Genomic DNA, 18,486 nt, shown 5'->3' on the forward strand with positions numbered 1-18,486 from the left:
CCAGCTCTCTTTCAGTTCGCCGAGTTCTGGGCGGCCAGCCGCAGCAGCTCTTCGGCGTCCATGTCGTCGAGGGAGTCCGCCGTGTCGTCCGTGGCGGGGGCGCTGTCCTCAACGTCGTCGGACTCGGCGAGTTTCAGCACCATGTCGAGGAGGCCCGCCTTGCGCAGCCGTCCGATCGGGACGGTGGCCAGGGCCTCGCGGATGCGGGCGTCGGGGTCGTCGGCGCGGCCCGTGTCCGCGTCATCGGGTGCGGTGCCGTAGAGCAGCGAACCGATGTGCTGGGCGAGGGCCGCGGGGGTCGGGTAGTCGAAGACCAGGGCGGCCGGCAGCGGCAGCCCGAGGGCGGAGCGGAGACGGTTGCGCAGTTCGACGGCGGTGACGGAGTCGAAGCCGACGTCGCGGAAGGCGCGGGAGGCGGGCACCGCGTCGGGGCTGTCGTGGCCGAGGGTCGCGGACGCCTCGGCGCGGACGGTTTCGACGAGGGCCCGGCCGCGTTCGGCGGTGGGCAGCCCGTCCAGGCGGGCGCGCAGCGGCGGTACGGCCGTGTCGGCGCCGCCGTCGGCCGGGCCCTCGTCGCTGAGGGCCGAGACGGCCTCCGGGACGGTGCTCAGCAGGGCGCTGGGACGGTTCGCGGTGAAGGCGGGCGCGAACAGCTCCCAGTCCATCAGGGTGACGGCGAGCGCGGTGTCGTCGTCCTCCAGCATCTGGTCGAGCGCGCCCAGCGCGTGTTCCGGTTCCATGGCCAGGACGCCCTGGCGGACGAGCCGGTCGTGGACCTCGGGGTCGGTGGCCATGCCGACCTCGCCCCAGGTGCCCCAGGCCACCGACGAGGCGGTCAGACCGAGGGACCTGCGGTGCTCGGCGAGGGCGTCGAGGTAGGCGTTGGCGGCGGCGTAGCCGGGCTGGCCGCCACTGCCCCAGACTGCGGCGCCGGACGAGAACAGGACGAACGCGTCCAGGTCGAGGCCGGCGGTCAGTTCGTGCAGGTGCCGGGCGGCGGTCAGCTTGGCGCGCATCAGCGCGTCGAGCCGGTCGAGCGTCAGGTCGGCGACCGGGGCGTCGCCGTGGGCGACACCGGCGGAGTGGAAGACGGCGGTGAGCGGCGCGTCCTCGGGCAGTCCCGCCAGGAGCGCGGCGAGCGCGTCCCGGTCGGCGGCGTCGCACGCGGCGATGGTCACGCGGACGCCCAGCTGCTCCAGTTCGGCGCGGAGTTCGGCCGCTCCCGGGGCGTCGGCGCCGCGCCGGCTGGTCAGCACCAGGTGTGCGGCGCCCTGTTCGGCGAGGCGGCGGGCGACCCGGCCGCCGATGCCGCCGGTGCCGCCGGTGACGAGGACGGAGCCGCGGACCGGCGGGCGCTTCCCCGAGCCGGGTGCGGCCGGGGCGGCGTGCGCGAGGCGGCGGGCGAGGACGCCCGAGCCGCGGATCGCGAGCTGGTCCTCACCGCCCGCGTCGGCGAGCAGCCCGGTGAGCCGGGCGGCGGCCCGGGAGTCGACCGTCTCCGGCAGGTCGATGAGTCCGCCCCACCGGTCGGGGTGTTCGAGGCCGATGACACGGCCGAGGCCCCACAGCGCGCCCTGGGCGGGGCTGCTGAGGACGTCGCCGCGGCCGGCGGCGACACCGCCCCGGGTCAGGCACCACAGGGGCGCGGTGAGCCCCGCGTCGCCGAGGGCCTGGACGAGGGCGAGGGTCTGGGCGAGGCCGAGGGGCACGGACCCGAAGTCGGTGTGGAGCGGCTCGGCGGCGGCGAGCAGCGAGACCACGGCGTGGAACTCCCCCTCGTCCTCCCCGAGTTGAGCGAGCTGCGCGGCCCAGGCCGTGCGGTCGGTGCCCTTGGCCTCGAAGAGGACGGTGTCCGGGCCGAGCGCGTCGAGGACGGCGGCGACCCAGGGGGCGCCCGCGTGGTCCGGCGAGATCACCGCCAGCAGCCGCCCGGCGGGCCGGGCCGTGCCGGGTTCGGCGACGCGGTTCCACTCGACGTGGTAGCGCAGGGCGTCCACGCGGGAGCGGGTGAGGGAGCGGGTGCGCCAGGCGGACAGCGCGGGCAGCACGTCGCCGAGACGGGAGGCGCCGTCGTCGGCGGGGATGCCGAGTTCACCGGCGAGCGCGGCGAGGTCCTGGCTCTCGACCAGTTCCCAGAACGCGGCGTCGGAGGCGGCGGCGGTGCCCGGGGCGGCGGTCTTGGGCTCGGGCCAGAAGTCCTGGCGCTGGAAGGGGTAGGTCGGCAGGTCGACCGGCGCGTACGCGGGGCGGTCGAAGACGGTGCTCCAGTCGACGGCGATGCCGTGGGTGTGCGCCTCGGCGAGCGAGGTGAGGAACCGGCGGCGGTCGCCGTCGTCGCGGCGCAGCGTGCCGAGGACGGCACCGGTCTCGGCCACCTCCTGCTGAAGAGTCTCCTGCGTCTCCTGGATCGGGGCGGCCAGCACCGGGTGCGGGCTGATCTCCACGAACACACGGTGTCCGGCGGCGATGAGGGCGCGGGTGGCGTCCTCCATCAGCACCGTCTGCCGCAGGTTGGTGTACCAGTAGGAGCCGTCGAAGGCCGCCTCGTCGAGCCGGGCGCCGGTGACGGTCGAGTAGAACGGCACCTCGGGGGTGCGGGGGCTGACGGGGGCGAGGACGCGGGCGAGTTCGTCGCGCACGGCCTCGACGTGCCGGCCGTGCGAGGCGTAGTCCACGGACACCCTGCGGGCGCGTACGTTCTGCTCGCGGCAGGTTTCGAGGAGTTCGTCGAGGGCGTCGGCGTCGCCGGAGACGATCACCGAGGAGGGGCCGTTGACGGCGGCGACGGACAGTGCCTCGCCCCAGGGTCCGAGGAGTTCGGTGACGCGTTCGGCGGGCGCGGAGACGGACATCATGCCGCCGAGCCCGGACAGCTGGGGCAGGGCCTGGCTGCGCAGCGCCACGACGAGGGCGGCGTCCTCGAGGCTGAGCGCCCCGGCGACGCAGGCGGCGGCGATCTCGCCCTGCGAGTGGCCGACCACGGCGGCCGGTTCGACGCCGTGGGCCCGCCACAGCGCGGTGAGGGCGACCATCATCGAGAACAGGGCGGGCTGGACGACGTCCACGCGCTCCATCAGTTCCGGGTCGCCCTCGCCGGCCAGGACCTCGTGCAGGGACCAGTCGGTGTACGGGGCGAGCGCCGCGGCGCAGTCGTCGACGGCGGCGCGGAACACCTCGGAGGTGGCGAGGAGTTCGCGGCCCATCCCCCACCACTGGGAGCCCTGGCCCGGGTAGACGAAGACGGGTCCCGTGGAGTCCGGTCCGGCGGTGCCGGTGACGACGCCGGGGGCGGACGCGGAGGACACCACGGCTTCCAGGCCGCGGGCGAAGTCCTCGGGCCGGCTGCCGAGGACGACGGCGCGGTGGTCGAAGGCGGTCCGGGTGGTGGCCAGGGCGTGTCCGACGCTGGCGGGCGTGGCGGCGGCGCCGGCCGTCGCGGTCAGCAGCCGGGACGCCTGCTCGCGCAGCGCCCGCGCGGACTTGGCGGACAGCGGCCAGGGGACGAGCGGGGCGTCCTCGGGGTCCTCGGTCGGCTCCTCGACGGGCTCTTCGGCGGGCGGGGCCTGCTCCAGGAGGAGGTGGGCGTTGGTGCCGCTGATGCCGAAGGAGGAGACACCGGCCCGGCGGGGGCGGTCCTCGGCGGTGGGCCAGGCGGTGCGCTCGCGCAGCAGGGTGACGGCGCCGGAGGTCCAGTCGACGTGGCTGGAGGGCTCGTCGACGTGCAGGGTGCCGGGCAGTTCGCCGGCCTGCATGGCCATCACCATCTTGATGACGCCGGCGACGCCCGCGGCGGCCTGGGTGTGGCCGATGTTGGACTTCACCGAGCCCAGCAGCAGCGGCTTGTCCTCGTCGCGGCCCTGGCCGTACGTGGCGAGCAGGGCGCCCGCCTCGATGGGGTCGCCGAGCTTGGTGCCGGTGCCGTGCGCCTCGACCACGTCGATGTCGGCGGTGCCGAGTCCGGCGTTGGCGAGGGCCTGGCGGATGACGCGCTGCTGGGAGACGCCGTTGGGGGCGGTGAGGCCGTTGGAGGCGCCGTCCTGGTTGATGGCGGAGCCGCGGACCACGGCGAGGACGCGGTGGCCGTGGCGGCGGGCGTCGGAGAGCTTCTCCAGCAGGACGACGCCGACGCCCTCGGCGAGGGTCATGCCGTCGGCGGCCTCCGCGAACGGCTTGCAGCGGCCGTTCTCGGCCAGCGCCCGCTGCCGGCTGAAGCCGACGAACGCGTGCGGGGTGGCCATGACGGCGGCGCCGCCGGCCAGGGCGAGGCTGCTCTCGCCGCTGCGCAGGGACTGGCAGGCCAGGTGCATCGCGACCAGCGAGGAGGAGCAGGCGGTGTCGACGGTGACCGCCGGGCCCTCAAGACCGAGCAGGTAGGAGACACGGCCGGACAGCACGCTGGCCGCGGTGCCGGTCATCATGTGCACCTCGGTGCCCTCGGTGCCGTTCTGGACGCTGCTGGAGTAGTCCTGGTAACTGGCGCCGAAGAAGGTGCCGGTGGCACTGGAGCGCAGCGACTCGGGGTCGATGCCGGCCCGCTCCAGGACCTCCCAGGAGGTTTCGAGGAGCAGCCGCTGCTGCGGGTCCATCGACAGCGCCTCGCGGGGCGAGATGCCGAAGAACCCGGGGTCGAAGCCGGCCGCCTCGTGCAGGAACCCGCCGTGCACGGAGTAGGTGCGGCCCTGCCGGTCGGGGTCGGGGTCGTAGAGGCCGTGGGCGTCCCAGCCGCGTTCGGCGGGGAACTCGGAGATGGCGTCGGCGCCGTCGAGGGCGAGCCGCAGCAGCTCCTCCGGGGTGCTCGCGCCGCCGGGGAAGCGGCAGCTCATGCCGACGATGACGATCGGGTCGTCGTCGGCGCCGGCGCCGGCGACCGCGGCGGCGGGCCGGTCGCCGGCCGTGCCGGTGGTGCCGAGCGCGGTGGACTTGAGGAAGGTGGCGAGCGCGACCGCGTTCGGGTGGTCGAAGACCATGGTGGACGGCAGGGTGAGCCCGGTCGCGGCGACGAGGCGGTTGCGCAGGTCGACGGCGGTCACCGAGTCGAAGCCGATGTCGCGGAAGGCGCGGCGCTCCGGGACGGTGTCGGCGGAGGCGTGGCCGAGGACGGCGGCGGTCTCCTCGCGGACCAGGGCGAGCACGATCCGGTCCTGCTCGGCGGCGGACACACCCTGGAGGCGGGCGGCCAGGCCGCCGGCGGCGGTGGCCGCCGCGGCGGGCGCGGCCCGGTCGGCCAGCAGCCGCGCGACCTCGGGGATCCGGTCGAACAGGCGCGAGGGGCGTCCCGCGGTGAAGACGTCGTGGTACGTGCCCCAGTCGATGTCCATGAGGCCGATGACGGTCTCGTCGTCCTCCATGACGCGCTGGAGGGCGGTCAGCGCCAGCTCCGGGTCGAGGTACTCCAGGCCGCTGCGGCGGATCTGGTGCGGGTCGGCCAGTTCGCGTTCGAGGTCGTCGGGCCACTTGCCCCAGTGGATGGAGGTGGCGCGGGCGCCGCGGGCGCGGCGCTGTTCGGCGAGCGCGGACAGGTAGGCGTTGCCCGCGACGTACGCGGCGTGCACGCCGCTGCCCCACATGCCGGCGGTGGAGGAGTACAGGACGAAGTCGTCCAGCTCCTCGTCGTCGAGGAGTTCGTCGAGGATCCGTGCGCCGGTGACCTTGGCGTGCACGACCTCGGCGAACGCGTCGACGGTGGTGTCGGCGAGGGCGGACAGTTCGATGACGGCGGCGGTGTGCACGACCGTGCGGACGGTGCGGCCCTCGGCCTTCAGGCCGTCGAGGAGGGCGGCGACCGCGTCGCGGTCGGTGATGTCGCAGGCCGCGAACTGCGTCTCGGTGCCCGCCGCTTCGAGTTCGGCGGCGAGTTCGGCCGCGCCGGGGGCGTCGGCGCCGCGGCGGCTGAGCAGTACGAGGTGCTCGGCGCCGTGGGCGGACAGGTGGCGGGCGAGTCCGGGGGCGAGGGTGCCGGAGCCGCCGGTGACGAGGGTGGTGCCGCGCGGCGTCCAGGAGCGGGTCCTGCGGCGGGTGTCGCCGCTCGCGCGGATGACGCGGCGGGCGAGGACGCCGGCGGGCCGGATGGCGAGCTGGTCGTCGTCGCCGAGCGCGCCGGCGAGGGCGGCGGCGAGCCGCTGGGCGGTGCGGGGGTCGAGGATGCCGGGCAGGTCGACGACGCCGCCCCAGCGGTGGGGGTGTTCGACGGCGACGGTCCAGCCGAGACCGGCGACCTGGCTCTGCAGCGGCCGGGTGACGGGGTCGGACGGGCCGGTGGAGAAGGCGCCTCGCGTCAGGAACCACAGCGGGGCGGGGACGCCGGCCTCACCGAGGGCCTGCGCCAGCGACACGGACAGCGCCAGTCCGAGGGTCAGTCCGGGGTGGCGGGCGGAGTCCTGTTCGGCGTCGGCGAGGACGGAGACGATGCCGGTGAGGCCGTCGGTGTCGGTCAGGCGCTCACGCAGGACGGCGGAGTCGGCGCAGGTCTCGTCGAGGACGAGACGGCGCACCTGGGCGCCGCCCGCTTCCAGTGCCTCGGCGACGCCGGTGTCGTCGACGCCGTCGGCGGTGACCAGCAGCCAGGTGCCGTCGAGGGTGGCGCGGGGAACCCGGGCCAGCGGCTCCCAGGTGACCCGGTAGCGCCAGGAGTCGAGGGTGGAGCGCTCGCCGCGCGTGCGGCGCCAGGAGGCGAGGCCGGAGAGGATCGCGGCGACGGACTCCTCGTCCGTGCCGAGCGCTTCGGTGAGGGCGGAGACGTCCGCCTGCTCGACGGCCGCCCAGAACTCGGCGTCCATCGGTGCGGTGGCCGAACGGTCCACGACGGCACGGCTGATCCAGTAGCGCTCGTGCTGGAAGGCGTAGGTGGGCAGGTCGACGCGGGACGCGCCGGTGCCCTCGAACAGCGGGGCCCAGTCGACGTGGACGCCGCGGACGAACACCTGGGCGGCGGAGAGCAGGAAGCGGTCCAGGCCGCCGTTGTCGCGGCGCAGGGTGCCCGAGGCGACACCCGCCACACCGGCGTCGTCGATCATGTCCTGGACGGACATCGACAGCACGGGGTGGGAGCTGACCTCGATGAAGGCGCGGTGCTCGGCGGCGATCAGACCACGCACGGCGTCGGCGAACAGCACGCGTCCGCGCAGGCTGCGGTACCAGTAGCCGGCGTCCATGACGGTGGTGTCGAGCCAGTCGCCGGTGACCGTGGAGAACAGCGGGATCCGCGACGCGGTCGGCGCGACCTCCGCCAGCAGCTGAAGGATCTCGTCGTGCAGATCCTCGACGTGGTGGGAGTGCGAGGCGTAGTCCACGGGGACGCGGCGCACGCGCACGTCCTCGGCGGTGAGCAGGTCGGACAGCTCGTCCAGGGCGCCGGGTTCGCCGGAGACCACGCAGGAGCGGGGGCCGTTCTCGGCGGCGACGGACACCCGCCCGCCGAACGCCTCCAGACGGGCCTCCACATCGGCGACCGGCAGCGCCACCGACATCATCCCGCCCCGGCCCGCGAGGCTCCGCCCGATGGCCTGGCTCCGCAGCGCCACCACACGCGCACCATCACGCAGCGACAACGCACCGGACACCACGGCAGCGGCGATCTCACCCTGCGAGTGACCCACCACCGCGTCCGGCTCCACACCCTGCGCACACCACACCGCGGCCAGGGACACCATCACCGCGAACGACGCGGGCTGGACCACGTCGACACGCTCCAGCGTCGGCGCACCCTCCACGCCCCGCAGCACATCGACCAGGTTCCAGTCCGTGAACTCGGCCAGCGCGTCCCCGCACTCGGCGATCCGCTCCGCGAACACCGACGACTCGTCCAGGAGTCGAGCACCCATGCCCACCCACTGCGAACCCTGACCGGGGAACACGAAGACCGTACGGCCGTCTACGTCGGCGGTTCCCTCGACGAGTCCGCTCCAGGACTGGCCCTCGGCCAGGGCGCGGCTGCCGGTGAGCAGGTCGTCGCGGCCGGCCGCGACGACGACGGCCCGGCGCTCCAGCAGGGCCCGGGAGGAGAGCAGGCTGTGGCCGACGTCCTGGGGGCGTGGCTCGGTGTCGGCGTCGAGGCGGGTGACGAGGGCGGCGGCCTGGTCGCGGAGCGCCTGCTCGGAGTGGGCGGAGAGCAGCCACGGCAGGGCGCCCGGCACGACGGCCGGCCGCTGCGGGGCGTCCTCGGCCCCGGCGTCCTCGGCGGGCACGGGGGCCTGCTCCAGTACGGCGTGGGCGTTGGTGCCGCTGATGCCGAACGAGGACACCGCGGCCCGGCGCGGACGGCCGGTCTCCGGCCAGGCGGTGGCCTCGCTCAGGAGGCGGACGTGCCCCGACTCCCAGTCGACGTGGGCAGAGGGCGACGCGGAGTGCAGGGTCCGGGGCAGCACGCCGTGACGCAGCGCCATGACCATCTTGATGACGCCCGCGACACCCGCGGCGGCCTGGGTGTGGCCGATGTTGGACTTCAGGGAGCCCAGCCACAGGGGCTGTTCGGGGCCGTGCTCCTGGCCGTAGGTGGCGAGCAGGGCCTGCGCCTCGATGGGGTCGCCGAGGCGGGTGCCGGTGCCGTGCGCCTCGACGGCGTCGACGTCGGCGCCGGTGAGGCCGCAGTTGCCCAGGGCCTGGCGGATGACCTGCTCCTGGGCGCGGCCGTTGGGGGCGGTCAGGCCGTTGGAGGCGCCGTCCTGGTTGACGGCGGAGCCGCGCAGCACGGCGAGCACCGGGTGGCCGTTGCGGACGGCGTCGGAGAGCCGTTCGACGACGAGGACACCGACGCCCTCGCCCCAGCCGGTGCCGTCGGCCTCGTCGGAGAACGCCTTGCAGCGGCCGTCGGGGGCCAGGCCGCCCTGGGCGCTGAACTCCACGAAGACGGACGGCTCGGCGAGGATGGTGACGCCGCCGACGACGGCGAGCGAGGACTCCCCGCTGCGCAGCGACCGGGCCGCCATGTGCAGGGCGACGAGGGAGGAGGAGCACGCGGTGTCGACGGTGACCGCCGGGCCCTCGAGACCGTAGACGTAGGAGAGACGGCCGGACAGCACGCTGGCGGCGGTGCCGGTCAGGGCGTGGCCGTGGAGTTCGGCGGCGGTGTCCGCGGAGGGGGCGCCCCAGTGGTAGGAGCCCACGAACACGCCGGTCGAGCTGCCGCGCAGGGAGGTGGGGGCGATACCGGCCCGTTCCAGGGCCTCCCAGGAGACTTCGAGCAGCAGGCGCTGCTGCGGGTCCATGGCGGTCGCCTCGCGCGGCGATATGCCGAAGAACCCGGCGTCGAAGTCGGTGGCCTCGTAGAGGAATCCGCCTTCGTGTGTGGAGCTGCTTCCCTCACCGTTTCCGGTGAGTGCCTCGATGTCCCAGCCGCGGTCGGCGGGAAATCCGGAAATGGCGTCCCCGCCGGATTCCACGAGTTCCCACAGGGATTCCGGCGAGCTCACTCCGCCGGGCAGCCGGCAGCTCATTCCGACGATCGCGACGGGCTCGTTGTCGCGGGATTCCAACTCGCCTATACGGCGGCGTGCGCGTCGCAGATCGTTGGTGACCCGGCGAAGGTAGTCGACAACTTTTTCCTGCTGGTTCTGCTGGGGTTCCGGCATCGGGTCCGTCCTCGTCATCGGGTCGCGAACGAAAGCTGGGAATCCGCTATGTGGTTTCGAACTCTTCATCGATGATGTCGAGCAGCCTGTCGACCGACACCGAGCCGATGTCCTCGTCGGAGAAGTCCTCCCGCGGGGCGGAGTTCCGGCGGAGCGAGGCGACGAGTGCGTCCAGGCGGTCGGCGACGGCCCGGCGTTCGGGGTCGTCGTCCGGCAGGGTCCGCACGACGGCCTCGAACCTGGTGAGTTCGTCGTCGCACGATCCCTGCGGCGGGGAGCCGGACGCGACGAGGAGTTCCCCGATGCGCCGGGCGGCGAGTTCGGGGGTGGGGAAGTTGAAGACGAGGGTGGCCGGCAGCCGCAGTCCGGTCAGCGCGGTGAGGCGGTCGCCGAGTTCCACGCCGGCCAGCGAGTCGAAGCCCAGTTCCTTGAAGACCGCGCGGGGTCCGACCGCGTCCGGGCCCTGGTGGCCGAGGACCGCCGCCGCCTGGGTCCGCACCAGGCCGATGAGCCGGCGTTCACGCTCGGCCGGTGCCAGGGCCGCCATCTCGGCCGCGAAGGTGTCGGGCACCGCGGCGGCGGACGGCTCGGCGGGGGCGGCGCCGGGTACGGCGGCGACGGGCCGGGTGCGGCGCGGGGCCGCGGTGTTCTGGATCCGGGTGCGCGTGGGCGGCCGGGGGGCGGTGCGCTCCTGCTCGGTGAGCCGCCGTACGACGACGGCGTCGGCGGTGAGCACCGGGGCGCCGGTGACGTCGGCGGCGGTCAGGGTCAGGGCTCCGTCGTCGGCGGAGCCGATCCGCACCCGCAGGGCGGTGGCGCCGACGGCGTGCAGCCGGACCCCGCGCCAGGCGACGGGGAGCGTGCCGGTCGTGGTGAGGGCGGCGTGCCGGGCGGCGTCGAGGAGCGCGGGGTGCACCCCGTAGGCGCCGGGGTCGTCGGTGGTGCCGGCCGGGAGTTCGACCTCGGCGAGGACCGCCCCGTCGTGGTGCCAGGCGGCGCGCAGGCCGCGGAAGGCCGGTCCGAGGTCGAGGCCGTCGTCGACGAGCCGCTCGTAGTGGTCGTCGAGGTCGACGGGTTCGGCGCCCGGCGGGGGCCAGGCGGTCGCGAAGGAGGTGTCGGGGGCCGCGGCGGTGCCGGGCGCGGTGCCGAGCAGGCCGCCGGCCCGCTGGGTCCAGGGCTCGGTGGGGGTGCTGCCCGGCCGGGAGTGGACGGTGACGGTGCGCCGGCCGGCCTCGTCGGCGGAGCCGACCCGGACCTGGAGGTTCAGGGTGTCACCGCCGTGCAGGACGGGCGCCTCGACCAGGGCGAGTTCGTGCAGGACGTCGCATCCGGTGTCGTCGCCCGCGCGGACGGCGAGTTCCACGAGCACCGCGGCGGGCAGCAGGACGCGTCCGGCGACGGCGTGGTCGGCGAGCCAGGGGTGGGTGGCGGCGGAGAGCGTCGCGACGGACACCGCGCCGCCGTCGGCGAGTTCGACGGCCGGGCCGAGCAGCGGATGGCCGCCGCCCGCGGGGGCGGTGGCGCCGGGCCGGGCCGGGGCGGGCCAGTGCCGGGCCCGCTGGAAGGCGTACGTCGGCAGGTCGGTGCGGCGGGCTCCGGTGCCGGTGTAGAGGGCGGACCAGTCGACGGGCACGCCGAGGACGTAGAGCCGGCCGAGCGCGGCGGTGAGGGCCGTCTCCTCGGGCTGGTCCTTGCGGAGGGTGGGGACGGCGTCGACCGAGGCGTCCGGGCCGAGGACGGTGCGTGCGAGGGCGGTGAGGACGCTGCCGGGTCCCAGCTCGATCAGCAGGTCGGTGCCGTGCTCACGCAGCGCCGTCACGCCGTCGGCGAAGCGGACGGTGCCGCGTACGTGCCGTACCCAGTACTCGGGGGTGGCGATCTCGGCACCGGCCAGTTCACCGGTGAGGTTGGACATGACCGGCAGCGTCGGCTCGTGGAAGGTGAGCCGGGCGACGACGTCCCGGAAGGCGTCGAGCATCGGCTCCATCAGCGGCGAGTGGAAGGCGTGCGAGACCGCGAGGCGGCTGGTGCGGCGGCCCCGGGCGGCGAAGTGGGCGGCGACCCGCTCCACGGCGTCCTCGGTGCCGGAGACGACGACCGCGGTGGGGCCGTTGACGGCGGCGAGGGAGACGTCGTCGCCGAGCAGCGGGAGGACCTCGTCCTCGGACGCCTCGACGGCGGACATGGCGCCGCCGGCGGGCAGTGCCTGCATCAGGGTGGCGCGGGCGGCGACCAGCCGCGCGGCGTCCTCCAGCGAGAGCACCCCGGCGACGTGCGCGGCGGCGATCTCGCCGACGGAGTGGCCGCCGACGGCGCCGGGGCGCAGTCCGAAGGACTCGGCGAGCCGGTAGAGGGCGACCTCGAAGGCGAACAGCGCGGGCTGGGTCCACCCGGTGCGGTCGAGTTCGGCGGGGTCCTCGCCCCACATCACGGACCGCACCGGACGCTCCAGCTCGGGGTCCAGGGCGGCCAGGACGGTCTCCAGGACGTCGGCGAACACCGGGAAGCGGGCAGCGAGTTCACGGCCCATGCCGAGCCGCTGGGAGCCCTGTCCGGAGAAGAGGACGGCGGTGACGCGGGAGGCGGCCTCGCCGCGGGCGCGCTCCACGGCGCCGTCGCCGGACGGCGTCAGGACCGCGCGGTGGCGCAGCGCGGCCCGGCCGGTGGCCAGGGAGTGGCCGACGTCCAGCGGGTCGAGGCCGGGGTGGGCGCCGACGAAGGAGGTGAGGCGTTCGATCTGGGCGTCGAGGGCCTGCGCGGAGGCCGCGGACACCGGCCATGCCACGGCGTCCGGCGCGGGCACGAGGCCTGCGAGTGCGGGCAGTTGGACGGCGGCCTCGGCGGCGGGAACGGGGGGCCGGCCGACGGACCCGGCGGAGGGGGCAGCAGGCCGCTCGGCGGACCCGACGGTGGAGACCATGCGTCGGTGGGCCGACTCGGCGGCGGCAGGGGCGGGGAGCTGGGCAGCCGACCCGGCGGCGGTGGCGACCGCGGCAGAAGCAGCGGGGGCGGCGATTCGGTCGGCGGACCCGGCGACGGGAGTACCGGCGGGCACCGCTGCGGGGGCAACGGCGACGGCCGCGGGCCCGACGGCGGAGGCCGCGCGCCGGTCGACGGACCCGGCCCCGACGACGACGGGCCCCGCTCCGACGGCAGCAGGCCGCTCGACGGACCCGGCGGCGGGGGCGACGGACCGGTCGACGGACCCGGCCCCGACGGCCGCGGGCTCGGTCGCCGGTGCTTCCTCCACGATGACGTGTGCGTTCGTGCCGCTGATGCCGAAGGAGGAGACGGCGGCCCGGCGCGGGCGGCCGGTGCCGGGCCAGGGCAGGGCCTCGGTGAGGAGTTCGACGGCGCCGGCCGGCCAGTCGACGTGCCGGGTGGGGGCGGAGACGTTCAGGGTCCGCGGCATCAGGCCGTGGCGCATCGCCTGGACGGCCTTGATGAGTCCGCCGATGCCGGCGGCGGCCTGCGCGTGCCCGATGTTCGACTTCAGGGAGCCGAGGCGCAGCGGCCGTCCGCCGTCGCGGTCCTGGCCGTAGGTGGCGATCAGGGCCCGGGCCTCGACGGGGTCGCCGAGCCGGGTGCCGGTGCCGTGGGCCTCGACGAGGTCGATGTCGGCGGGACCGAGTCCGGCGTCGGCGAGGGCCTCGCGGACGACGCGTTCCTGGGCCGGTCCACTGGGGGCGGTGAGACCGCCGGAGGCGCCGTCCTGGTTGACGGCGGAGCCGCGCAGCACGGCGAGCACCCGGTGCCCGGCGGCGCGGGCGGTGGACAGGCGCTCCAGCACGACCATGCCGGCGCCCTCCGCCCAGGTGGTGCCGTCGGCGTCGTCGGAGAAGACCTTGCAGCGGCCGTCGGCGGCGAGTCCGCCCTGCCGGGTGTAGGCGATGAACCCGACCGGAGTGGACATCACGGTGACGCCGCCGGCCAGGGCGGTGGCGCACTCCCCCGACCGCAGGGAGCGCAGCGCGTAGTGGAGGGCGACCAGGGACGAGGAGGACGCCGTGTCGAGGGTGACGGCGGGTCCTTCGAGGCCGAGGAAGTAGGCGAGCCGCCCGGAGGCGATGCTCGGCGACAGGCCGGTGAGGGCGTGTCCGGTGAGGTCCTCGGAGGAGGCGTTGGCGACGGCCGCGTAGTCCTGGCCGTTGGTGCCGACGAAGACGCCGGTGCGGGTGCCCCGCAGGGTGTGCGGGTCGATGCCGGCGTGTTCCAGGGCCTCCCAGGAGGTCTCCAGGACGAGCCGCTGCTGCGGGTCGGTGGAGACGGCCTCGCGGGGCGACATCCCGAAGAAGCCGGCGTCGAAGTCGGCGGCCGCGGCGAGGAATCCGCCTCGGTGGGTCACGCTGTGGCCGGGCCCGTCACCGGTCAGGGCGGCCAGGTCCCAGCCGCGGTCGCCGGGGAACGGCCCGGTGGCGTCGCGGCCGGCACGGACCAGTTCCCACAGGTCCTCGGGTCCCTCGACGCCTCCCGGAAAGCGGCAGGCCATTCCGACGACCACTACCGGGTCCTCGTCGGCTCCGATCCTCATGCCTCGCTCACCCCTGCGGAAAAGTCGGTCCTGCGGCCACCTCTGCCTGCCGGATCGTAGGGGCGCGAAGGCTGTACTTTTCCCTAAGGAATCTCTCCGTTCGGCGCCCGGCCGTGCCCGAACGGCACCGAAAACCCCCGCTCTCGGGCGAAGACTAGGGATTCCCCGGACCCTGGCGTGAGACGAAGTCAGCGGCACGCTTCTCCCGAGCGGCACGGTGCGCCGCGCGGCGGGGTCGGCGGTGTCCTGTGACGGCGTGCGCGACAGGCGGCGGCGTCGGCGAATGCGGTCATCCGGCGACATTCGGTGGGTGGACGCGAGGCGTGCGGGCCCACGTGGTCCGCCACTTTCCGGAGGGTGTTGTCCATGGGCGCGCACAGGCGGCCGATCCTGTTCGTCAGTTATGCCGAAAGCGGTCTTCTCAATCCGCTGCTCGTACTGGCCGAGGAATTGTCCCGGCGCGGTGTGGAGGATCTGTGGTTCGCCACGGACGAGAAGGCGCGGGACCAGATCGAGTCGTCGTCGGTGGGCAGTTCGCTGCGGTTCGCCTCGCTCGGCGACACCGTGTCGCAGATGTCGGCGGTCACCTGGGACGACGACACCTACGCCGAGGTGACGCAGCGGTCCCGTTTCAAGGCGCACCGCGCGGTGATCCGGCACTCCTTCGCGCCTGAGACCCGGGTGGAGAAGTACCGGGCGCTGGAGAAGGTCGTCGAGGAGGTCCAGCCCGCCCTGATGGTGATCGAGAGCATGTGCCAGTTCGGGTACGAGCTGGCGATCACCAAGAAGATCCCGTTCGTGCTCGGGGTGCCGTTCCTGCCGAGCAACGTGCTGACCTCGCACGTGCCGTTCGCCAAGTCGTACACGCCGTCAGGGTTCCCGGTGCCGCACTCGGGCCTGCCCGGGAGGATGACGATCGCCCAGCGCGTGGAGAACGAGCTGTTCCGGGTGCGCACGCTCGGGATGTTCATGACGAAGGAGATGCGCGAGGTCGTCGAGGAGGACAACCGCATCCGCGGCGAGCTGGGCATCTCCTCCGAGGCGCGGCAGATGATGGCGCGCATCGACCACGCCGAGCAGGTGCTGTGCTACTCGGTGCCCGAGCTGGACTACCCGTTCCCGATGCACGAGAAGGTGCGGCTGGTGGGCACGCTGGTGCCGCCGCTGCCGCAGGCGCCGGACGACGACGGTCTCTCGGACTGGCTGACGGAGCAGAAGTCCGTGGTCTTCATGGGCTTCGGCACCATCACCCGGCTCACCCGGGAGCAGGTCGCCTCGCTGGTCGAGGTGGCCCGCCGGCTGGAGGGCGAGGGCCACCAGGTGCTGTGGAAGCTGCCGCGCGAGCAGCAGCACCTGCTGCCCCCGGCCGGGGAACTGCCCGCGAACCTGCGGATCGAGAGCTGGGTTCCCTCGCAGCTGGACGTGCTGGCCCACCCGAACGTCAAGGTGTTCTTCACGCACGCCGGCGGCAACGGCTACCACGAGGGCCTGTACTTCGGAAAGCCGCTGGTGGTACGGCCGTTGTGGGTGGACTGCGACGACCAGGCCGTGCGCGGCCAGGACTTCGGCGTGAGCCTGACCGTCGACCGCCCCGAGACCGTGGACACGGACGACGTCCTCGACAAGATCACCCGCGTGCTCGACGAGCCGTCCTTCACCGAACGCGCCGAGTACTACGCCGGGTTGCTGAAGGCCGCGGGCGGTCGTACCGCCGCCGCGGACCTGCTGCTCGGCCTCCCCGTCCTGGCAAACGACTGACCGAGGAATTCGAGGAAGTCAAGGATGTCCTATACGTATCCGGTCTCCATGCCGTGGCTGAAGGGCCGCGAGCTCGAGTATGTGACGGAGGCCGTCGGCGGTGGCTGGATCTCGTCGCAGGGCCCCTACGTCCGGCGGTTCGAGGAGGCGTTCGCCGCCTACAACGACATGCCGCACGGCGTCGCCTGTTCCTCGGGCACCACCGCGCTGACGCTGGCGCTGCGGGCGCTGGGCGTCGGCCCCGGCGACGAGGTGATCGTCCCGGAGTTCACGATGATCGCCTCCGCGTGGGCCGTCACGTACACGGGGGCGACCCCGGTGTTCGTGGACTGCGGCGACGACCTGAACATCGACGTCTCCCGCATCGAGGAGAAGATCACCCCGCGCACCAGGGTGATCATGCCGGTGCACATCTACGGCCGACAGTGCGACATGGACGCCATCATGAACCTGGCGTACGAGTACAACCTGCGGGTCGTCGAGGACTCGGCCGAGGCGCACGGGGTGCGGCCGGTGGGCGACATCGCCTGCTTCTCGCTGTTCGCCAACAAGATCATCACGGCGGGTGAGGGCGGGGTGTGCCTGACGCGGGACGCCCATCTGGCCGAGCAAATGGCGCATCTGCGGGCGATGGCGTTCACCAGGGACCACAGCTTCCTGCACAAGAAGCTGGCCTACAACTACCGCATGACGAACATGCAGGCCGCGGTGGCGCTCGCGCAGACCGAGCAGCTGGACACCATCCTCGCGACCCGCCGCGACATCGAGAAGCGCTACGACGAGGCGCTGCGGGACGTGCCCGGCGTCACGCTGATGCCGGCCCGCGACGTGCTGTGGATGTACGACCTGCGGGCCGAGCGGAGCGAGGAGCTGCGCGCGTACCTGGCCGGCCAGGGCGTCGAGACCCGGGTGTTCTTCAAGCCGATGAGCCGCCAGCCGGGCTACTACGACGCCGACTGGCCGTCGCTGAACGCCTCCCGGCTCAGCGAGGACGGGTTCTACCTGCCCACGCACACCGGACTGACCGCGCAGGAGCAGGAGTTCATCACCGACCGGATTCGCGACTTCTACGGAGCCAAGTGATGACCGCCGACGCCAAGACGACGACCTTCGCTCCGGGCTGCCCGGTCGCCTTCCCGCTGCGGCGGCCTGGGCGTCCGTTCCCGCCGCCGGAGTACGCCGACTACCGGGCGGGCGAGGGCCTGGTGCGCTCCGAACTGCCCGCCAGCGGCCCGGTGTGGCTGGTGACGCGGCACGAGGACGTGCGGGCCGTGCTGACGGACCCCCGGATCAGCGCGGACCCCTCACGTCCCGGCTTCCCGAGGGCGCGGCGCACCGGCGGCGCCCCGTCGCAGTCGGAGATCCCGGGCTGGTTCGTGGCACTGGATCCCCCGGAGCACGACCGGTTCCGCAAGACGCTGATCCCGGAGTTCACCGTGCGCAAGGTGCGGGAGCTGCGTCCGGCGATCCAGCAGATCGTGGACGAGCGGATCGACGGGCTGCTCGCCGCGGGCAACTCGGCCGACCTGATCGCGGACTTCGCGCTCTCCGTGCCGTCGCTGGTCATCTCCGACCTGCTCGGGGTGCCCAAGGCGGACCGGGACTTCTTCGAGGCGAAGACGAGGGTCCTGGTGACCCTCTCCTCCACCGACGAGGAACGCGACGCGGCCTCCAAGGCGCTGCTGCGCTATCTGAACCGGCTGATCCAGATCAAGGGCCGCCGCCCCGGCGAGGACCTGATCAGCCGGCTGATCAAGGCCGGCACCATGTCCCGGCAGGAGCTGTCCGGGGTGTCGATGCTCCTGCTCATCGCGGGGCACGAGACCACGGCGAACAACATCGGCCTGGGCGTCGTCCAGTTGCTGACCAACCCGCAGTGGATCGGCGACGACCGCATCGTGGAGGAGATGCTGCGCTACTACTCGGTCGCCGACCTGGTGTCCTTCCGGGTGGCGGTGGAGGACGTGGAGATCGGCGGCCAGCTGATCCGGGCCGGTGAGGGCATCGTGCCGCTGATCGCCGCGGCCAACCACGACGGTTCGGTCTTCGACAAGCCCGAGGAGTTCAACCCGGAGCGTTCCGCGCGCTCGCACGTGGCGTTCGGCTACGGCGTCCACCAGTGCCTCGGGCAGAACCTGGTGCGGGTGGAGATGGAGATCGCCTACCGGACCCTGTTCGAGCGCATCCCGACTCTCGAACTTGCCGTGCCGGTCGAAGAGTTGTCCCTGAAGTACGACGGCGTGCTGTTCGGTCTGCACGAGCTGCCCGTCACCTGGAGCTGAGCGACGGGCCGGCCGCCGCGGCGGCCGGCCCGGTGGAACGACCCTGGAGGAATTGATGGTGCGCGTCAACGTGGACATCGATCGCTGCGTCGGTGCCGGACAGTGCGTGCTGACCGTGTCGGACGTGTTCGACCAGGACGACGACGGCCTGGTGACCGTCCTCGTACAGCCGTCGGACCCGGCCACGCTGGACGCGGTCCGGGAGGCGGCGGTGGTCTGCCCCTCGATGGCGATCTCGGTGGTGGAGGACTAGAGCCAAGGCCGTGAAGTTTGCGGCTGGGGCATGTCGTCAAGTGCCTGCGGCCGCAAGGATTTCGATGCTGGTGGTGGCTTTGTAGCTGGTGCGGTC

General features: G+C 73.8%; 5 protein-coding genes and 1 pseudogene. 4 read left to right on the forward strand and 2 right to left on the reverse strand.

The features are described 5' to 3' along the window. Nucleotides 1-11 precede the first annotated feature (11 nt). Nucleotides 12-9,566 (reverse strand): type I polyketide synthase, encoded by a 9,555-nt coding sequence (locus ACWC91_RS39625; protein ID WP_450726275.1) that lies wholly within the window; start codon nucleotides 9,564-9,566, stop codon nucleotides 12-14. 46 nt (nucleotides 9,567-9,612) lie between these two features. Further along, nucleotides 9,613-14,085: pseudogene (locus tag ACWC91_RS39630) on the reverse strand (type I polyketide synthase); the annotation flags it as partial. A gap of 378 nt (nucleotides 14,086-14,463) precedes the next feature. On the opposite strand from ACWC91_RS39630, the gene ACWC91_RS39635 reads away from it, so the two are divergent. From ACWC91_RS39635 to ACWC91_RS39650, 4 genes are read left to right on the forward strand one after another with little or no spacing between them, the layout of a single operon-like run. Further along, complete coding sequence (locus tag ACWC91_RS39635) at nucleotides 14,464-15,855, forward strand: glycosyltransferase (RefSeq protein WP_225079942.1); 1,392 nt, start codon at nucleotides 14,464-14,466, stop codon at nucleotides 15,853-15,855. Nucleotides 15,856-15,879: 24 nt separating this feature from the next. Continuing rightward, nucleotides 15,880-16,938, forward strand: a complete 1,059-nt coding sequence (locus ACWC91_RS39640) for a DegT/DnrJ/EryC1/StrS family aminotransferase (protein ID WP_225079943.1) — start codon at nucleotides 15,880-15,882, stop codon at nucleotides 16,936-16,938. Next, a complete protein-coding gene (locus ACWC91_RS39645) occupies nucleotides 16,938-18,137 on the forward strand; it encodes a cytochrome P450 (protein ID WP_450644519.1) in 1,200 nt (399 codons plus the stop codon). Before ACWC91_RS39640 ends, ACWC91_RS39645 begins: the two co-directional genes overlap by 1 nt. Nucleotides 18,138-18,192: 55 nt before the next feature. Then, nucleotides 18,193-18,390 (forward strand): ferredoxin, encoded by a 198-nt coding sequence (locus ACWC91_RS39650; protein ID WP_263638667.1) that lies wholly within the window; start codon nucleotides 18,193-18,195, stop codon nucleotides 18,388-18,390. Nucleotides 18,391-18,486 lie beyond the last annotated feature (96 nt).

The sequence above is a fragment of the Streptomyces sp. NPDC001204 genome, from assembly GCF_053598035.1.

Coding starts and splice junctions, on each gene's coding strand:
- ACWC91_RS39625 (WP_450726275.1), bottom strand. CDS start 9,566: ATGCCGGAACCCCAGCAGAACCAGCAGGAAAAAGTTGTCGACTACCTT.
- ACWC91_RS39635 (WP_225079942.1), top strand. CDS start 14,464: ATGGGCGCGCACAGGCGGCCGATCCTGTTCGTCAGTTATGCCGAAAGC.
- ACWC91_RS39645 (WP_450644519.1), top strand. CDS start 16,938: ATGACCGCCGACGCCAAGACGACGACCTTCGCTCCGGGCTGCCCGGTC.
- ACWC91_RS39650 (WP_263638667.1), top strand. CDS start 18,193: ATGGTGCGCGTCAACGTGGACATCGATCGCTGCGTCGGTGCCGGACAG.
- ACWC91_RS39640 (WP_225079943.1), top strand. CDS start 15,880: ATGTCCTATACGTATCCGGTCTCCATGCCGTGGCTGAAGGGCCGCGAG.